This window comes from Flavobacterium sp. (assembly GCF_043778725.1).
Classification (GTDB): Bacteria; Bacteroidota; Bacteroidia; order Flavobacteriales; family Flavobacteriaceae; genus Flavobacterium.
The window spans coordinates 1-18,729 of sequence record NZ_JAYWFT010000023.1 but is presented as its reverse complement, the minus strand read 5'-3'; the positions used below and the strand labels follow the sequence as shown (position 1 = coordinate 18,729).

The following is an 18,729-nucleotide window of genomic DNA, read 5'->3' as shown; positions in this document are numbered from 1 at the left end:
CTAATATTCTTTCTTCACTAACATATAAAAATCATTTTCTAGAAAACGATATCCTTGATCGTAAACAAAATAATAAGTATTTCCTGTATTGGTGTTTAAAATATTGGTAAAATACTCAAAGTCAAAACCTTTGCTTAGCAATTTTGTTTTAGTAATTTTCGATTTTCCATCAGGATTTGCATCCGATAAGATTCTATAATTTTTACGCAATTTATTGTTTACATTGCGCATGTAATTATTGCTGTCTTTATTTATTTTGTTATTGTAGGCATTTCTACAACCATCACTACAGAATTTTTTATCCTCGCGACCTACAATTTTTTCGTTGCATTCTAAACAGTTTTTATTCATAAGTTAGTGCGTATTAAATTCGCCAAAATGCCACAAAACGCCCGATGGATCATGCACAAAACATTCTTTTCCCCAATCAAGTTCACGAACAGGCACAAGTTTTACAGCATCATATTTTAATGTAAGTTCTAATTGAATTAATTCGTTCCAAAAGCGATTTACATCATCAACCTCCATAAAAACCATCGTGTTATTTATCCAATCTTCTACATAAGCATCTTGCAAGTAAAAACCCATATTGTTGGTTTCAAAGTAGCTCATATTATGTGAAATTACATTTTCTGTAAAACCCAAATCACGGTAAAAACTTCTAGAAATTTCAAAGTTTTTAGCACCAATAAAAGCGCGAATAGATTTTGCTTTATGTTCCATAATTTGTTGTTTTAAAACTTATTTTTATGTAAAATGGCTTGTTCAATATGCGCAAAATGATGGTTGCAATGCCAAGCGTACAAACCAATAACTTCGTCCAAAGTATAAATTTTCTTACTCTCTGGATGCATAAATTGTTTTTTTAACTGCACTTTATCTAAACTTTTTAAAAGTAAAACCCATTTGTAATGAACACCTTCAATAATCTTTAATGAACTCAAAATATCGTTGTCAATTCCATCAACAAGTTCGGACCATTTTGCTTCATCATACGGCTTTATGGTTGGCAAATCTTCGGTTAACGCTAGTTTAAATCTTGTAAAACTAGTACTGTGACTATCGGCGCAATGATGAATAACTTGTTTAATTGTCCAACCTTGCAGACGGTATTTATAATTTAATTCTTCAATAGAAAATGTTCTAGAACTCAATTTTTCAGGAAATAATGCAATGGTTTCTATCCAAAGGTGCAAATCCTTTTCCGAAATCATTTCAGGCTTTTCAAACGTTCCAATTGGAAATTTCAATTTTTCTATGTCCATGTTTTCTTAGAGCGAATGGCTCGGGTTTTATTAGGTTTCCCTATTCCTGCTTTACGTTTCAATCTTTTCTTTTTTAAAGGAAAAAAGAAAAGGATTTCCACTGCAATCAGGGCTAAATTGGTTTTGTAATGTTTTCTTGTTTTAGTAATAAATGATTTATTTCATAAATAATTAACTCTGTTTTCTTTATATCACAATTGGTAAGAACAATATCTTTAAAACCATTTTTTAAATGTATTCTTAAAACATCCGATTTTGATTGCATCCATAAACCAATTGAAACTTCAATAATTTTATTAAAAAAAGACAAACTTCTAATTAGTTCTAAACTAGAAATAGTATTCATATTGATAATACAATTGTCCTTTACATAATCATCATTAGTAACTATTACATGATGATCTTCTACATATAATTCAAAAAGCGGATTTTTTCTAATTACTTTTTCTTGCATAATAAATAATTATCATATTCCTTTCTACTAAGTTTAAATTTAGTTTTTGCCATCGGATGTAGTTCATTTAACATATAATCAAAAACATTTGTTGTTATTTCAATATCATAATACTGTCTTTTTATTATTTCAACATCATTACTATGTTTTAAGACAATTTCTTTAATTTTTGGATACTCTTTGACCAATAAACCTTTAAATGCAAAACATCTTACCAATGGTATGTCACAATCAGTTAAATAAATTAAATCATCAATTGTTGCAACACTTATAAACTTTTGAAACTCTTTGCTTGAGTCAAAATCTTTATACATTTTGTCAAAATGTATCCTTAAATCAATAATAGAATTCATTAAAGAATCATTTTTTTTAAGTTTTTCAAGCTTATTAGTTGGTATATATTCCTTAGGCTTTTTGATACAACTCGTAAAAAAAGTGATAATAACTACGAAAAAAACAAATTTTAAATATTTCATCACAATTCTTTTAAAATCAACCAAATATAATAAAAAATTTCCGTTTACAAACGTTTACAAATAATTACAACCGATTTTAAATGGTAATCAACCGAATAAAGTTTGCCAGTCGTTACAACTTTGCATCGTCGGAAATGAGAAACGAATATCTTACAACTGACAAATTTATAAACACATATTAATAACAATTTAAATTTAAACGCCATGAATGCATTAAGAAACAAAGTACAATTAATTGGACACGTAGGACAAGAACCAGAAATCAAAAATCTTGAAGGAGGAAAAAAACTTGCAAACTTAACAATCGCAACTAACGAAGTTTATTACAAAGAAAACGGTGACAAAGTAGAAAATACCGAATGGCACAGAATTACTGCTTGGGGAAAAACTGCCGAAATCATCGAGAAATATGTAGTAAAAGGAAAAGAAATCGCTGTTGAAGGTAAGCTTACTCACAGAAGTTACGACGATAAAGACGGCAACAAACGTTATGTTACTGAGGTTGTTGCTAACGAAATTTTATTAATTGGAAAGTAATTCTTAAAAAGTTGTAATTGCCACGATTTATGCAAGCGAATAATGAAAAGTCCCATCGTGGCAATTGCATCTTTTTCTAAAACTAAGAAAGATGAAAGTTAAAGTATTTACCATAAGATTGACCGAAAACGAACTAGAAATAGATCAAAATAGTTTAAATGATTTTTTAGAAATGGTAACATTCAAAAAATCTAGCACGCAGTTTGTAGAATCAGAAAAAGAAAGTTTTTGGTCTGTAATTGTTCATTATGAAGAAACTTCAGAAGTTAAAAATGAAGATTTAAAACAAGAAATTGAGTTGTCAGAACAGGAACAAATGATATTTCAAAATCTAAAGAAATGGCGTGCAGAAAAAGCTTCAGAACTAGGATTTAAGAGTTTTATGATTTGCCACAATTCGGAGTTGATCAACGTAGCCATTCACAAGCCAGAATCAATCAACCAATTGAGAAAAATAAAAGGTTTTGGAGAAGTAAAGTCTGATAAATATGGAGTTGACATTATTGCTTTATTAAACGCTTTTTAAAGTCGATGGATTACAATTTTTTAAGCGGCAAGGTTAATTTCTTGTCGCTTTTTTTCTTGTAAAAGTAGAAGTAAAGCCACGATAATAAATAAGTTCTTAACACGAAAACGTTTTCGTTTACCATTAAATTAGTAACTCTTGAATATTTTAATATCTTTATTATGTATTCTATAATGACGAAATTAATTTTAATGAATAACTTTAAACAAATATTTTTATTACTGGTGTTTTTCTGCTTTTCTCAAAGTGGATTTTCTCAAGTTGGAATTAACACAACAACTCCAATGAGTACCTTGGATATTAATGGAAATTTGTCTCTAAAAACTGTTGTATTAATAGGAAGTGGTAGTGCAACTATAATTGATGATGGCGTTTATATTTCGATAAATCCGCAAGCTACAGATCAAGAGTTTAAACTGCCAAGTGCTATTTTATTTCCGGGAAGAGTTTATATAATTAGAAATATTAATAATACAAATACTGCCAAATTAACTTCGGCTGGCGGAATGTTATTTCCTAAAAACTCTACTGTAGGTACAATAGATATTTATATGTATGAAGGCAATTTAAGAACAATAACCGTTATTAGTGATGGGTCAAACTGGACTTACATCAATTAAGAATTCATAATTTCTTGAAACAAAGTGACAAATTCTCCCAAATGATAGCCATCCATTAATCCGTGATGCACATTAATAGCCATTGACATGGTTTTTTTTCCGTTTTCATCCATCATTTTTCCGAAGGATATTTTAGGACAACTGTCTGGCCAAGAAAAACTTCGCGCATGTGTGAATGAAGTAAAATTCACCCAAGGAATAGCCGAGAAATGAATTAAATTTTCTGAAAATTCTCTTGTTAAAAGTCCGGTTGTAGTTTGAATTCTTGCAATTTCATTTTTGGTATTTTCTGCAAATTGTAAAATATCTTCTGCAAATTCAATTTGAGAAAAACCAAACGTTTTGTCATCACGCAAGATTGTTGCAGAAGCATCAATTCTATCAAAAATATAGATTTCGTTTTCAAGTATTCTATATCGAAAAGGTTCAATTGCATTGATTGCAACTAATGTTTTATGAAGGTAATAAGTAAAAAAGGAAACACCTAATTCTTTAGATTTTGCATAAGCATTTGTGCAATCTATAGTAACTGTGATTCCAAAAAAAGGTTCTTCCATTTGTTTAAAGAAAAGGAAATGCTCTTTTCGGTTCCAGGTTTCTAGGTTTAGTTTTTGTTTCATTTTTAAAAGACACGAATTATTATAGTAAAAGAGGTAAAACTTCAGTAATTTTTTCTAATGTTTTAAAATTTGGATGCTCTACAGTATGGCTTATTTTTTCGTGCTCCCAAGTAGTGTGAAAAGGAATGTGAACCGCATAACCGCCAATTTCTAAAACAGGTAATACATCTGATTTAAGCGAATTTCCAATCATAAAAAATTCATCTGCATTGATTTCTAATCGCTTTAACAATTTTTCATAATTGAGTTCTTGCTTGTCGGCCATTACTTCTATATGATGAAAATAATGTCCTAAACCTGAACGATGTAACTTACTTTGTTGGTCTTTTAGGTCACCTTTTGTAGCCACAATTAATTTATATTTTCCTTGTAAAGCTGTTAGAGTTTCTTCAACACCATCAAGTAATTCAATTGGTTTTTGAAGTAATTCTTTTCCGTATTCTATAATTTTTGCAACAATTTCTATTGAAATAGTATTGTTAGAAATTCTCATTGCGGCTTCAATCATAGACAGAATGTAGCCTTTAATTCCATAGCCATATAGGTCTAAATTCTGAATTTCAACACGAAATAATTCCTGTGACAAACCTTGTTGTGATAGATAGTCACTCATTAATGCACAAAATTTATGTTCTGTTTCTTGAAAATAAGGTTCGTTTACAAATAAAGTATCGTCGGCGTCGAATGCAATTACTTTTAGATTCATTTTTCTTAATTATTTAAAGCATATTCATCAACTAAACGCAATAATTCGGTTTTTCTTTTGTCATCCAATAACGAATATTGAAATGAATTTTTAGCCAAAACCACTAAATCGTCTTTAGACAAATCTAACGCTTCTTGAACAGCAATAAAATTCTGATTCAAATAACCACCAAAATACGCTGGATCATCAGAGTTTACAGTTGCTTTAATTCCTTTATTCAACATTGTTTTTAATGGATGCTGTTTTAAATCGGTAACTACTTTTAATTCTAAATTAGACAAAGGACAAACCGTTAAAGCGATGTCTCTTTTAATGATTTCGTCTACCAATTTATCATCTGTTAAACTATTATTTCCGTGGTCGATGCGTACAATTTTTAATCCGTCGATAGCTTCCCAAACATATTCTGCTGGACCTTCTTCGCCAGCATGCGCCAATAAAACATAACCTTCTTTTGCAGAGGCTTCAAAAACTTTATAGAATTTGGATGGTGGATTTCCGTTTTCAGACGAATCCAAACCAACAGCTTTAATTAAATGTTTATACGGCAACGATTGTTTCAAAGTTTCAAAAGCCTCTTCTTCAGACAAATGACGCAAATAACTCATGATTAATAACGAAGAAATATTCCATTTTTCTTGCGCTTCATTTCGAGCACGTTGAATTCCGTTCATTATGGTTTCAAAGGCAACTCCGCGTTGAGTATGCGTTTGCGGATCAAACATGATTTCGGTGTGAACGATATTTTCTTCGTGACTTTTGGTCAAGTACGCCATTGTCAACTCGTAGAAATCTTGTTCGTTTATAAGCACACTTGCGCCTGCATAATAGATATTTAAGAAATCTTGTAAACACGAAAACTTGTAAGCTTCCTTGACTTCTTCAATAGTTTTGTATGGAATATCAATTTGATTGCGTTGCGCTAAAGCAAACATCAATTCGGGTTCAAACGAACCTTCAATATGTAAATGAAGTTCAGCTTTTGGAAGTTTTTGTATGAAGTTTTTCATTTTAATTGTTTTCTTCTACATCTATGTTTAATATAGAATATTCTAATAGTTCTTTAATTAATAAATATACTTTAGTAGATTTTTCAACCGGAAAATAATTATTCTTGTCTTTATCTGTGTTTTCTGCTCTTTCAATTGCTTTTAAAATTAAATTCATTACCATGTAATTATGAGGAAATGCAGCAAATTTTAATTCATTTTGTTTGTCGCCTAATTGAGTTTTGATTTCTTTTGATTTCTTGGCTGAAATATTTTCTTGTTCATCTAAATGAAACCATAACCATATTTCAAAGCAAAAATTACTAATAAAAATATTAGAATCCAAAAGCGTGTCGCTATATTCTTTCAAATCTATTATTTGCTCTTTTGGATGTTTATCTACATCAATCACAAACCTGAATTTATCTTCTTCTGAAGGAGTAAATTTTAGATTTTTCGGTGGGTTTTTTATAAATTCTTTTGCTCTATTAATCAAATTTTTTGGCATATTACCCTTGATTGAAGAGCTGTCTTCTAAAACATGATGTATGTAAGCTTTTTTCTCTTCTAAAAATACGTTTTTGAAAGCTTCAAAATAATTTGGTTCTCTATCAGAACCTTCATATACAATAAAAAACTTTATACAAGAGTCGTCGAAAGGATCTTGCTTATTGTAATCATCTATTTTAAATTTTCTCCTTAGCATTATTTAAGAGTCTCTTCTTTAATTAGTTTTGAAAAATCTCCTAAAAAAGGAATGCCTCCATATCTACCTTGCAAATATCCTCTTTCTAAAACTTTATCACCTCTAGGATTAAAGTTACTCAATGGATAAAATTCCGTACTTCCATCAGCTTTTTTTTCTGTAAACCAAATTTCATCTCTTCTAAGTAAATCATCATCAAGTAAATGGCTTTCGTGAGTTGTAAAAATTAATTGACTTTTAGAAGTTGAATTATAAGAATACATTTTTAGAAGTTCTCTAGCTAATAGAGGATGCATACTTCTCTCTAATTCATCAATTATATATACAATTTCTGTATCTGACATTAATTGTTCAAATGCTGGTGAAAGTTCAAATAAGCGATTAGTTCCGTCTGATTCTTCATCGAAATTAAATAAACTATCTGAATTAAAGTGTTTTGTTTTTAAAACCACAACATAATATTCATTATTTTCTTTTATAAATGCATTATAACTTCCTTTTCTTACAAAGTGAACTACAGGAGTTTTGTCTGGGTCAATATCTTCAGTATCATTATTTTCTAGAAAATCTATTAACTCATTTTTTAAATCATTATCATCATATCCAAAAAATAATTCTGCTTTAGTCTTTTCTGAAACAATATCTTCAATTCCTGTTTTGCTATTTAATAATAATTCTTTTGTAAATAATTTTGACTTTTGATTCATTAATATGTCTGAAGTGTAATCTGAATCAATTGTGTCTGGATTAAAAATTTTAATTTTTTCGAATGATAAAAGTGCTTTATCTAGAATATCATTTTCATCGAAAACTTTATAACAAGTATTTAAGACTGTTTGGGTGTCTTTTAGTTCTTTTTTTAAGAACTTTTCGACGTAATTTAAATCTCCAGATTTTTTAAAATAATCTCCAAAAATAACTTCTTTGCCTTCTCTTTTGAAAAGCAACTCTTCCTTTTCTTTAGAAACGGATTTTACCAAATACAGCCATTCTTCTTTGATTTTACCTTTGTAAATTTCTACAGCATAATCAAAATGTAATTTTTCAAACTCGTATTCGATTCTAAAAATTGACGATTTATTTTTGTAAGATTCATCTAATCTAAATCTTTTACTTTGAGGAATTAAAAGTGTTTCTTCTCCAAAAACTATATCTTTTAAATATGATATTGCATTAATTAGATTGCTTTTTCCTGCAGCATTAGCTCCATAGATAGCAGCAGTTTTTAAAACTTCAACTCCGGAATTTGTTTTTATGATGTGATTTGGTAATTGCCTAGAGCCATTTCCTTTGCTTTTAAGCATATTGAATTCAGTTTCTTCCTTAAAAGACATGAAATTACTAACAACAAAACGAATTAACATGATTTTGCGATTTTTTCGTTAAAAATAAAATTACAGAACAAATAAACGCACTAAATTCTTTATATCAAACAAAATCAACGATTTTTTCGATAAAATTAACTAATCAAAGCACCATTTGAAACTCCATCAGCATCTGGATTTACAAAAACCAATTTTCCATCAGGTAAATTTGTCATTAAAATCATTCCTTGACTTTCAACACCGCGCAATGCTCTTGGTGCCAAATTCACTAAAACCGTAACGCGTTTTCCAACCACTTCTTCGGGTGAAAAATGCTCTGCAATTCCGGAAACTATAGTTCTTACATCCATTCCAGTATCAACTTTCAAAACTAAAAGTTTGTTAGCTTTTGGCATTTTTTCAGCTTCAATAATAGTTCCAACACGTAAATCTAATTTTGAAAAATCTTCAAATGTTGACGTTTCTTTTTGTGGTTCAATCACGGCGTTTTCTGCTTTATTGGCTGCTTTTGTAGCTTCCAGTTTGTCTATTTGTTTTTGAATTTCTGCATCTTCTATTTGAGAAAACAATATTTCGGCTTGTCCAATTTTGTGTCCAGGTTTTAGTAACTCAAAAGTTTCAGAAACCGTATTCCATTTTAAATCTTTTAAATTTAAAATTGTAGCTAATTTATTTGATGTAAAAGGCAAAAATGGTTCACACAAAATTTGTAAAGCAGCTGCAATTTGCAAGGCAACATACATTTGAGTTTGAACTCTACCATGATCCGTTTTTATCATTTTCCATGGTTCTTCGTCGGCTAAATATTTATTTCCTAAACGAGCCACATTCATCATTTCGCCTTGCGCTTCTCTAAATCTGTAACGCTCAATTGATGATGAAATAACTGCTGGATATGCTTTTAATTCAGCCAACGTTTGTTCGTCAACTACACTAAAATCATTTGAACTAGGAACAATTCCATCGTAATATTTATTGGTCAAAACAACCACTCTATTAATGAAATTCCCAAAAATAGAAGCCAATTCGTTATTGTTTCTCGCCTGAAAATCCTTCCAAGTAAAATCGTTATCTTTAGTTTCTGGAGCGTTAGATGTCAATGCGTAACGCAAAGAATCTTGCTTATCTGGAAAATCTTGTAAATATTCGTGTAACCAAACTGCCCAGTTTTTAGAAGTCGAAAGTTTATTTCCTTCCAAATTCAAAAATTCATTTGCTGGAACATTATCTGGTAAAATGTAAGTTCCTTCGGCTTTCAACATCGCAGGAAAAATGATGCAATGAAAAACAATATTATCTTTTCCTATAAAGTGAACCAGTTTAGTACTTGTTCCGCCATTTGGTGAATCGTCTTTTTTCCAGTAATCTTCCCAGTTTTTTCCTTCTCTTGCAGCCCATTCTTTGGTTGCAGAAATGTATCCAATTGGTGCGTCAAACCACACGTAAAGTTTTTTTCCTTCAGCACCATCAACCGGAACATCAATTCCCCAATCCAAGTCACGCGTTACTGCACGAGGTTTCAATCCGTCGTCCAACCACGATTTTACTTGACCTAAAACATTAGTTTTCCAATCTTTTGCGTGTCCAACTAAAATCCATTCTTTCAAGAAATCTTGGTATCTATCCAAAGGTAAAAACCAATGTTTTGTAGATTTCAAAATTGGTGTTTCACCAGTAATTGTCGATTTTGGGTTTATTAAATCGGTAGCGTTTAATGTTGAACCACATTTTTCACATTGATCGCCATACGCTTCTTCGTTTCCGCATTTTGGGCAAGTTCCAACCACAAATCTATCTGCCAGAAACTGATCAGCTTTGGCATCATATAATTGTTCGGTAACTTCTTCAATAAAATCATTATTGTCATACAATTTCCTGAAAAATTCTTGTGCTGTATCGTGATGAATTTTAGATGAAGTTCGTGAGTAATTATCAAACGAAATTCCGAAATCAATGAATGATTTTCTAATAATTGCATCGTATTTATCAATCACTTCTTGCGGCGTAATGCCTTCTTTTTTGGCTTTCATCGATATGGCAACACCGTGTTCATCGCTTCCGCACATAAACGCAACATCTTTTCCTTGCAAACGCAAATAGCGCGCATAAATATCACTTGGAACATATACGCCAGCCAAATGCCCAATGTGAATTGGACCATTTGTGTAAGGCAACGCAGCAGTAATTGTATATCTTTTTGGATTTTCTAACATTGTAAATTCTGTATATATATTTTGCAAAAATAAGCAATAGAATCTATAGTTTATAAGTTTTTTATTTGAAGCTTTTTCAGCTTCACGCTATATTTTTTTATACCTGTCCCGTTTCTAAAAAATCTGACAGATATAAAAAGGATGCTGCTGCAAACGAAGTTCAAGGAACTCAAATATTAATAAACTCAATGTGAAGTAATCTGGTTTAGAGCAACCGTATTCTAAAGAACTTTTTATTTATATTTGATAAAAAATAACAATGAGAAAAATTACAACATTTTTAGTTTTATTTTTATTTTCAATCAACATTTGCAATGCACAAAATAAATCTAATCCAATAGTTTTTGCAGAAATGGTTTTGGGATATTCTAACGGAAGTTCTAAAGGAATTACTGGTGGCGCAACATTGAATTATCAAAGTAAAAATAACTTGTTTACGTATCGTTATCTTGAGTTATCCGAAAATAGAAAGGAAGGTTCTTTTTTCTTTTTACCAGTTTATATCGAAGTAGAAAATGTAAGAGAACAAGCATTGATGTATGGCAAAAGAATTATCGAAGGTACTACATCTTACAGTTATTCGGCAGGAATTGCTTATGTTGACAGAGAATTTTTAGTAGATAATACCAATGGTACTTTAAAATACGATAGTACCCAAAGTATTGGTTTTCCGTTCGAATTAAATATTAAATGGTTCAATTCTGAAAAAGAACGTTATCGTATTTATGAATTATTTCCTATTGGTAAACCTATAAGTTTTGCAAACAGTCTTGGTTTTAAATTCTATGGAGATATTTCCAAAACAACTTTTGTTGGTTTAGGTATAACTTTTGGTTTAGGCTGGCATAAAAATTATTAGATTTGTGACTAGATTTTAAACAATCAAATGAAGAAAATAATTCTTATAAGTATAGTTACAACAGTTTTTGTTTCAAACATTCAAGCTCAAAAAAAGATGATAATTCCTCCTTATTTAAAAAAAGGTGATACGATTGCTATAGTTGCAACGGCACGTAAAAACATTGATGACAATTTAAAACCAGCGATTTCTTGGTTAAAAAACTGGGGTTTAGAGGTAGTTATTGGCAACACCATTGGATTAGACAATAATCAACTTGCAGGAACAGATGAACAACGCGCAGCCGATTTTCAAACGCAACTTGACAATCCAAATATTAAAGCAATTTGGTGTGTTCGTGGCGGATATGGAACGGTGCGAATGATAGATTTTTTAGATTTTACAAAATTTAAACAATCGCCAAAATGGGTTATTGGTTTTAGTGATGTAACGGTTTTACACAGTCATTTAAATACTATGGGATATGCATCTATTCACGGAATTATGCCTGTGAGTTCTAAAGCAACTGAAGAAGCCAAAGAGAGTTTGCGCAAAGCATTGTTTGGAGAACATTTAGAATATACCGTTCCTTGCGATCAGATGAATAGATTTGGTTCGGCTAAAGGAGAATTGGTGGGAGGAAATCTTTCTATTTTATATAGTTTGTTAGGTTCAGAATCTGCCATTGATTGTCATGATAAAATTCTTTTTATAGAAGATTTAGACGAATATTTATATCATATTGACAGAATGATGATGAATTTAAAACGCAATGGTTGTCTAGAAAGTTTGAAAGGAATCATCGTTGGCGGTATGACCAAAATGCATGATAATGAAATTCCTTGGGGAAAAAATGTATTAGAAATTATAGATGATGTCACCAAAAAATACAACATTCCAATAATTTATAATTTTCCAGCTGGACACATGGCAGACAATCATTCGTTAATTATGGGAAAACAAGTTTCTATTGAGGTGAATGATGTTGAAAGTAAAGTTGTATTTGATTAACGAATTAAGATTAACGATTGTTGATTATTTGAAGTAGTTCTAAAATCAACAATCGTTAATCAACAATCTAAAATTCCATGGCGGAGCACAACGATTTAGGCAAACAAGGAGAAGAATTGGCTGTAGATTTTCTGCAACAAAATGGCTATGAAATTCTAGAAAAAAACTGGACTTTTCAAAAAGCCGAGATTGATATAATTGCACAAAAAGGAACTATTCTTGCTGTTGTTGAGGTTAAAACGCGTTCATCAATTGATTTTGGTTTGCCACAAGAATTTGTAAAACCCAAGAAAATCCAGCTTTTGCTCAAAGCCGTAAATGAATATGTAGTATCTAATGAATTGGATGTCGAAGTTAGATTTGATATAATTGCAATACATAAAGATGCTAAAATTTTTAATATTGAGCACATTGAAGAAGCTTTTTACTATTTTTAAAAATTAATTTATCTGTTTGATTTTGATTAACTTTACCAATAAAATTCCAAATATATCATGAAAAAACTCTTAACAATTGTCTCTTTTTTTAGTTTTGCAGTTTTATTTGCTCAGCATGAAGTGGCAAAAAAAATGCAAGAACTAGAGCGATTACCAGTAACTTTCAATTCTTATAAAGTATTGAACGTTTCAAATAAAACTACAAATGAAGCTGTTCTCAAGACTGTTGACGACGCTACTTTTGCAAAGATAAATGTGGAGTCTGTTAATCTGTTGATAAAAAATAAGCCCGAATATTTAGAAATTGAAATTCCCTACAACAATAAAACAGTAGTTTTAGATTTATATAAAGTTACTATTTTTTCTGAAGGTTTTCATGTTGATACTGATAAAGGTAAGAATGTAATATATGAAAAAGGAGTTTATTACAGAGGAATCATTAAAGGAAATTATACTTCTGTTGTTGCTATGAATTTTTTTAATGGAGAAATGAATGGTGTTATTTCTTGTGCCGAATTAAATAATTTGGTTGTAGGTAAATTAAAGTTTACTAATAATACTGACGACTATATTATTTATTCTGATGCAAAACTTAAAGTATTAAACGATTACAAATGTTCTTTAAAAGTAGACGAAACCGCAACAATGGATGGTTCTAATAAAAGTCCTTCAAGCGTAAAGTGCGTCACCATGTATTTTGAAGTTGATTATGATTTGTACATGGCCAATAATAATAGTACTATTGATACTACCAACTGGATGACATCTGTATTTAATAATGTACAAACAATTTTCACAAATGACGGAATAACAACAAGTTTAAAGTCACTCTACATCTGGACTTCTCAAGATCCATATGAAGGAATAGGAACTACATCTGGAAATTATTTATATAAATTTAATGAAGTAAGACCTGTTTTCGATGGTGATTTAGGACAATTAGTAGGTATAGATCCAGGCGGTTTAGGTGGTGTTGCGGTTGGAATAAATGGTCTGTGTTCTCAAAATAATTTTAGTTATTCTGATGTTTTTTTTGATTATAATACAGTTCCAACTTATTCCTGGACAATAAATGTTATAACTCATGAACTAGGACACTTGCTTGGTTCGCCTCATACCCACGCTTGCATTTGGAATGGTAATAATACATCAATTGATGGTTGCGGCCAACAAGCAGGCTATAATGAAGGAACATGTGCCACTGGTCCAATTCCTTCAACTACAGATAAAGGAACAATAATGAGTTATTGCCATTTAATTTCTGGAATTGGGATAAACTTAAGTAATGGATTCGGTCCTCAACCAGCTAATTTAATTCTGAGTAGAATAAGCGCAAGTAATTGTTTGAGTACAGATTGTATCGCAACTTGCATTAACACCATTGCTTCAATTTCTGTAAGTGCTATTTCTACTACTTCTGCTACAATAAACTGGGTAGAATCTGGGCTTTTTACCGAATGGAAGGTACGCGTATTTGCTTTTGGGTCAACTCCAGGAAATTGGAATGTTGTTACTACAAACAGTTATGCGGTTTCTGGATTAACACCAAATACTTATTATGTTGTTGATGTTAGCCCAAATTGTTCAATGGGTTTAGAAATTATAGGTAGAAAATTAATGTTTGTAACTGCTACTAGTTTCTGTGACGGAATAACATTTGCAGATTCTGGTGGTGTCTCAGGAAATTATACCAATTTAGAAACGGTAATTAGAACAATTGTACCTAATGTTGCTAGCAATAATATAGCCATATCATTCAGTGCATTTTCTTTAGAATTAGACTATGATTATTTGTATGTCTATAATGGAAATTCAACAACTGCGCCATTATTAAATCCTGGAGGTTCTACAGGAACAGATATTCCTGGTCCTTTTACTTCCTCTGCAACAGATGGTTCTTTGACTGTTAAGTTCTATTCGGATCAAGGCGTTGTAGCGCCAGGATTTATTGCTAATATTTCTTGTGTGCCTAATTTAAGCGTTAATAATTATAATGGTTTTATAGATTTTAGTTATTTCCCCAATCCTACGAGTGGCAAAGTTGCTATAACCTCTAAAACTATTATCAATAAAGTTGAGGTTTACAACATAACAGGTCAATTGTTACTTGATAATGAAATAAAAAATATAAATACAAATGTAGATATTTCATCATTCGCTAATGGTACATATTTCTTTAAATTAAAATTTGAAGATAATAAAGAGGCTAATTTTAAAGTCATTAGAAGGTAATTATAATTCTTAAATCATTAATTTGCAGTACTAAAATTGACCAATTTCCAATTTTGTAATTGTTGTTTTTAAATACAATTGTTTTTTTATAAATCAATGTAAAATTTTTAATTTACAGATCTAAAAAACATTAACTTTTGTAGAACTAAGTTTAAATAAAAAAGATGCTTTATGTGATTTTATCGAATTGATGCCTTCAATTGATGCTAGATAATTAAAAATTCAAAATCTAAAATCACTCACAGATAAGATTGCTTTAAACGGATTTTTGAATTTTCCGAAATAGAATGGGTGACTATCCTAAAAAAGCTGAAAATTTAGTTGTTTTATATGCCAGCAAGTAAGTATGTTGATCAAGGAAGTTTGTGTATAAAATGGGTTCAAAATAGGACATTATACAGCTGTGTTATTTATTTTGGCGCAACGCGAGCAAACTCTACCGAAGTATTAAGATTTAAAGTAAAAATGATGTTTTTAACAAGTATGGATGTCGTTGATAGATGTTGTTTTCAAATTGTGGCTTTCAATAATAATGGTTTTGGACTCTAAGTGAAATTATAAAATTAGATTAGCTAGTAATGCCTTTAATTAAAAGAAATAAAAGTTGAAGTATTTAACAAATAAATTTATTTACTCATTATTACATTTTGTTCTAATCAATGCTAATTTTTTTAAAACATTGATTAATAGTTTTGTGCATGCTAGATAATGATTCTAATAATTTAAGCTTTATCAATAGATTTTAAATATGAATTTATGTTGCCTTTCTTGAATGCTTTCCTTCAAGAATACCTACTTCTTATGCCATAATCAATTTTTTCGAAGAGCGTCTATGAGTCACATAATTTATAAAATTTCTGATTTCTGAATAAAATTGAAATACAATCTTAAATAGAAATTTTGGTAAAACCTTTATAAAGTGTGTTGAGTTTAATAAAATAGATACTGAAAAGATTATAGGAATTTTTTAAACAAAAAAAAGTCTAACATTTCTGTTAGACTTTTAAAAAGCTCCCTCTCTTGGGCTCGAACCAAGGACCCTCTGATTAACAGTCAGAGTAATATTACTTTCATATTGTTTCATATACTTTGTAAACCCTTTATTAATGTAGCCTAACAGAATTTACATTTTCATTTGTTTTCATATTTTAACCTATTTTCAATACATTTGTTGTACCTATGTTGTACCCAAACTAATTTACTATATATGGCAACTATAAAAATCACTCAAAGAACTAAAGCCCTATCAAATGGGGAATACCCAATTTTTTTACGAGCAACCAAAGATAGAAAATCTAAGTTTATATCTTTAAAATTATCATGTGAAATTTCACAATGGAATGAAATTAAGTCAGAATTTAGAAAAAGTTACACAAACTATAAGCAAATAAATGCTGCATTGATTGACATTAGAAATCGAGCAGAAAGCATAATTACTGATTATCTTAGCAAGGGTGAGGATATAACGCTTGATGAATTTGAAGCTTTGTTTTTAAATTTTAAACTCGATAAAAAAATATCAGTAAATGAATTTTGGACTGAGCACATAAGCGATTTGAACAAATCAGGAAGAACTGGAAATGCCCGATTCTTTAAAGATTCCAAAAATAGTTTTTTTAAATTTTTAGGAAATAAGACTATATACTTTAAAGATATAACTCCTCTTTTGCTTGATAAATATGAGGTTTTTCTTCGTTCAAATAGCAATAGTGATAGTGGAATTGCTGTAAAAATGAGAGCAATTCGTGCTTTATATAATGATGCAATCAAAAAAGGTTCTGCAAGTAAAGAGTACTATCCATTTATAATTTATAAAGTTTCAAAACTTAAAGGAACTACAAATAAACGAGCTTTGAGCATCGAAAACGTGCACAAAATAATTAATCTTAACTTAGCAGAATATCCGCATTTAATTAATACAAGAAATTATTTTGTGTTTAGTTATTATACCCGTGGAATGAATTTTAATGACATGATGAAGCTTACTTGGGACAATATTGTAGAAGATAAGATTACTTACGTTAGAGGTAAAACAAAAGGTCGATTTGTTATAAAAATACTGGAACCTATAACTGAAATTTTAAGTTATTATAAGAATCAAAAAAGAGCTACAAAATATGTTTTTCCTATAATTTTAAGAATAGATTCAACACCAATGCAATTGGAAAACAGAAAAGAAAAGACTTTGAAGAAATTCAACAAGGATTTAAAATTATTAGCAACAATTTGCGGTATCGAGGACAAAATTACAAGTTATGTTGCTCGTCATAGTTTTGCAACCAATTTAAAACAAAGCGGAGTCGCAACAGATTTGATTTCAGAGGCAATGGGACATCAAAATGTATCAATTACTCAAGCCTATTTGAAAGAATTGGAAAATGATGTTATAGACGATGCAATGGAAGTTTTACTTCAAAAAGTGACAAAGTGATTAAATTTTCACAAAGTTGATTCTGAATTCAAGCCAATTCAGATTATCATTTAAAGTCATTCATATTTATGTGAATGGCTTATTTTTTTGCCCTTTAGTTTTCAAAACAATTGTCACTTTATCACTGTGATGATTGTTTTTTCATTTTAATATTAACCATTTTAAAAATAAATTTTATGCAATTAAGACAATCAGAAAGGAAAAAAGCTAAGATAAAACTTGCTTTACAAGGAAGTGCTGGCAGTGGTAAAACTTATTCAAGTTTACTATTGGCACAAGGTTTAACTAATGGAGACTTTAGCAAAGTTGCTGTTATAGATACAGAAAATGGAAGTGCAGATTTGTATGCTCATTTAGGACAGTACAATGTACTCACATTAGCACCACCATTTACACCAGAAAACTACATCAAGGCAATTGAAGTATGTGAAAAAGCGGGTATGGAAGTAATTGTTTTGGATTCAATTTCTCAATCTTGGGAAGAATTATTGGATTATCATAGTTCATTAGCAGGTAATTCATTTACTAATTGGGCTAAAGTAACACCAAGACAAAATGCTTTTATTGATAAAATACTTCAATGTGATGCTCACGTAATTGCTACAATGAGAACCAAACAAGATTATGTTTTGAATCAAAAAGATGGCAAGTTTACACCTGAAAAAGTTGGACTTAAAGCAGTTCAAAGAAATGATTTAGATTATGAATTTACTATAGTATTTGATGTAGATATCAAGCATTTTGCAGTTTCAAGCAAGGATAGAACAGGCTTGTTTATGGATAAACCTGAGTTTAAAATTACATCAAATACAGGCAAAAAGATTTTAGATTGGTGCAACAGTGGCAATGCTACTGATAAACCAATTGTTTTGACAGAGCAAGAAGTATTTCAACAAGTACAAAATTGTAATACTATGGCTGAATTATTGGCATTGTATAATCAATATCCACAATTTCAAGAAAATTTAAAACCTGATTTTGAAGTTAAAAAATCACTTTTACTCAAACTTACTAACCCTCAAAATTTCTCAACAAATGGACACACAAACCATCATTAAACCTGCTACATTAGAACAAGCATTTGGAACTTTTCAAAGTCCAAGCATAATTGAACAGGATAATTTTTCAGTAAATGAAAAGCTAACTTTAAAAAGAGTTAATCCTGACGGAACTAGAACAATCCTAAATATGCCATTTTCTGAAAATGTAGAAATAGCATCTGCAATATTTCCGAGTAAAATCAACATTGAAGCTAAACCTTTGTTTGTTTCTAAACCATTTATTGAAGCAAATACTCAAGAAGTACAATTTTACAATCTAAAAAACGATTGTGTAATTCCTGT

At 30.2% G+C, this 18,729-nt stretch carries 21 protein-coding genes and 1 pseudogene; 11 read left to right on the top strand and 11 right to left on the bottom strand.

Features of this window, described 5'->3' with window-relative positions; all coding sequences use genetic code 11:
- The 5 genes from ACH2CG_RS02390 to ACH2CG_RS02370 all read right to left on the bottom strand — a co-directional run bounded on the left by ACH2CG_RS02390 (position 1) and on the right by ACH2CG_RS02370 (position 2,195).
- Positions 1 to 351: a hypothetical protein gene (locus tag ACH2CG_RS02390; protein WP_395061824.1), complete on the bottom strand. Its 351-nt coding sequence runs from the start codon at positions 349 to 351 to the stop codon at positions 1 to 3.
- A gap of 3 nt (positions 352 to 354) precedes the next feature.
- A complete protein-coding gene (locus ACH2CG_RS02385; protein WP_395061822.1) occupies positions 355 to 723 on the bottom strand; it encodes a glyoxalase in 369 nt (122 codons plus the stop codon).
- An 11-nt stretch (positions 724 to 734) separates the two neighbouring features.
- The gene (locus tag ACH2CG_RS02380; RefSeq protein WP_395061820.1) at positions 735 to 1,265 is read right to left on the bottom strand and encodes a YfiT family bacillithiol transferase; all 531 of its coding nucleotides are present in this window, start codon (positions 1,263 to 1,265) and stop codon (positions 735 to 737) included.
- 112 nt (positions 1,266 to 1,377) lie between these two features.
- Positions 1,378 to 1,719, bottom strand: a complete 342-nt coding sequence (locus ACH2CG_RS02375; protein ID WP_395061818.1) for a hypothetical protein — start codon at positions 1,717 to 1,719, stop codon at positions 1,378 to 1,380.
- The gene (locus tag ACH2CG_RS02370) at positions 1,704 to 2,195 is read right to left on the bottom strand and encodes a hypothetical protein (protein WP_395061816.1); all 492 of its coding nucleotides are present in this window, start codon (positions 2,193 to 2,195) and stop codon (positions 1,704 to 1,706) included. Before ACH2CG_RS02370 ends, ACH2CG_RS02375 begins: the two co-directional genes overlap by 16 nt.
- 204 nt (positions 2,196 to 2,399) lie before the next feature.
- On the opposite strand from ACH2CG_RS02370, the gene ACH2CG_RS02365 reads away from it, so the two are divergent.
- From ACH2CG_RS02365 to ACH2CG_RS02355, 3 genes are all read left to right on the top strand, one after another.
- The gene (locus ACH2CG_RS02365) at positions 2,400 to 2,732 is read left to right on the top strand and encodes a single-stranded DNA-binding protein (protein WP_395061814.1); all 333 of its coding nucleotides are present in this window, start codon (positions 2,400 to 2,402) and stop codon (positions 2,730 to 2,732) included.
- A 91-nt stretch (positions 2,733 to 2,823) separates the two neighbouring features.
- Positions 2,824 to 3,258, top strand: coding sequence for an HRDC domain-containing protein (locus ACH2CG_RS02360; RefSeq protein WP_395061812.1), 435 nt, complete (start codon positions 2,824 to 2,826; stop codon positions 3,256 to 3,258).
- A gap of 191 nt (positions 3,259 to 3,449) precedes the next feature.
- Positions 3,450 to 3,878 carry a hypothetical protein gene (locus ACH2CG_RS02355; protein ID WP_395061810.1) on the top strand — a complete coding sequence of 143 codons (429 nt, stop codon included), beginning with the start codon at positions 3,450 to 3,452 and terminating at the stop codon, positions 3,876 to 3,878.
- Here the strand turns inward: ACH2CG_RS02355 and ACH2CG_RS02350 are convergent.
- The 6 genes from ACH2CG_RS02350 to metG all read right to left on the bottom strand — a co-directional run bounded on the left by ACH2CG_RS02350 (position 3,875) and on the right by metG (position 10,455).
- Positions 3,875 to 4,498 (bottom strand): CatA-like O-acetyltransferase, encoded by a 624-nt coding sequence (locus tag ACH2CG_RS02350; RefSeq protein WP_395061808.1) that lies wholly within the window; start codon positions 4,496 to 4,498, stop codon positions 3,875 to 3,877. The genes ACH2CG_RS02355 and ACH2CG_RS02350 overlap by 4 nt on opposite strands.
- A 19-nt stretch (positions 4,499 to 4,517) precedes the next feature.
- Complete coding sequence (locus ACH2CG_RS02345; protein WP_395061806.1) at positions 4,518 to 5,204, bottom strand: HAD family hydrolase; 687 nt, start codon at positions 5,202 to 5,204, stop codon at positions 4,518 to 4,520.
- Positions 5,205 to 5,209: 5 nt separating this feature from the next.
- A complete protein-coding gene (locus ACH2CG_RS02340) occupies positions 5,210 to 6,214 on the bottom strand; it encodes an adenosine deaminase (RefSeq protein ID WP_395061804.1) in 1,005 nt (334 codons plus the stop codon).
- A 1-nt stretch (position 6,215) separates the two neighbouring features.
- Positions 6,216 to 6,899 (bottom strand): RloB family protein, encoded by a 684-nt coding sequence (locus ACH2CG_RS02335; RefSeq protein ID WP_395061802.1) that lies wholly within the window; start codon positions 6,897 to 6,899, stop codon positions 6,216 to 6,218.
- Complete coding sequence (locus ACH2CG_RS02330; protein WP_395061800.1) at positions 6,899 to 8,263, bottom strand: ATP/GTP-binding protein; 1,365 nt, start codon at positions 8,261 to 8,263, stop codon at positions 6,899 to 6,901. Before ACH2CG_RS02330 ends, ACH2CG_RS02335 begins: the two co-directional genes overlap by 1 nt.
- Positions 8,264 to 8,358: 95 nt before the next feature.
- Positions 8,359 to 10,455, bottom strand: coding sequence for a methionine--tRNA ligase (metG, locus tag ACH2CG_RS02325; protein WP_395061899.1), 2,097 nt, complete (start codon positions 10,453 to 10,455; stop codon positions 8,359 to 8,361).
- Between the two features lie 241 nt (positions 10,456 to 10,696).
- Here metG and ACH2CG_RS02320 point away from each other — a divergent pair, with 241 nt between their 5' ends.
- The 8 genes and pseudogenes from ACH2CG_RS02320 to ACH2CG_RS02285 all read left to right on the top strand — a co-directional run.
- Positions 10,697 to 11,296: a hypothetical protein gene (locus ACH2CG_RS02320; RefSeq protein ID WP_395061798.1), complete on the top strand. Its 600-nt coding sequence runs from the start codon at positions 10,697 to 10,699 to the stop codon at positions 11,294 to 11,296.
- A gap of 27 nt (positions 11,297 to 11,323) precedes the next feature.
- Complete coding sequence (locus ACH2CG_RS02315) at positions 11,324 to 12,286, top strand: LD-carboxypeptidase (protein ID WP_395061796.1); 963 nt, start codon at positions 11,324 to 11,326, stop codon at positions 12,284 to 12,286.
- Between the two features lie 77 nt (positions 12,287 to 12,363).
- Entirely contained in the window at positions 12,364 to 12,723 is a 360-nt protein-coding gene (locus tag ACH2CG_RS02310) for a YraN family protein (RefSeq protein WP_395061794.1), read from the top strand.
- A gap of 57 nt (positions 12,724 to 12,780) precedes the next feature.
- The gene (locus ACH2CG_RS02305) at positions 12,781 to 14,955 is read left to right on the top strand and encodes a M12 family metallo-peptidase (protein WP_395061792.1); all 2,175 of its coding nucleotides are present in this window, start codon (positions 12,781 to 12,783) and stop codon (positions 14,953 to 14,955) included.
- 330 nt (positions 14,956 to 15,285) lie between these two features.
- Positions 15,286 to 15,504 (top strand): hypothetical protein, encoded by a 219-nt coding sequence (locus ACH2CG_RS02300; protein WP_395061790.1) that lies wholly within the window; start codon positions 15,286 to 15,288, stop codon positions 15,502 to 15,504.
- A 658-nt stretch (positions 15,505 to 16,162) separates the two neighbouring features.
- On the top strand, positions 16,163 to 17,386 hold the full coding sequence (locus ACH2CG_RS02295; protein WP_395061788.1) for a tyrosine-type recombinase/integrase: 1,224 nt from the start codon (positions 16,163 to 16,165) through the stop codon (positions 17,384 to 17,386).
- Positions 17,387 to 17,562: 176 nt separating this feature from the next.
- Entirely contained in the window at positions 17,563 to 18,444 is an 882-nt protein-coding gene (locus tag ACH2CG_RS02290) for an AAA family ATPase (protein WP_395061786.1), read from the top strand.
- Positions 18,422 to 18,729, top strand: a pseudogene (locus ACH2CG_RS02285) (hypothetical protein); the annotation flags it as partial. The gene ACH2CG_RS02290 and the pseudogene ACH2CG_RS02285, both read left to right, overlap by 23 nt.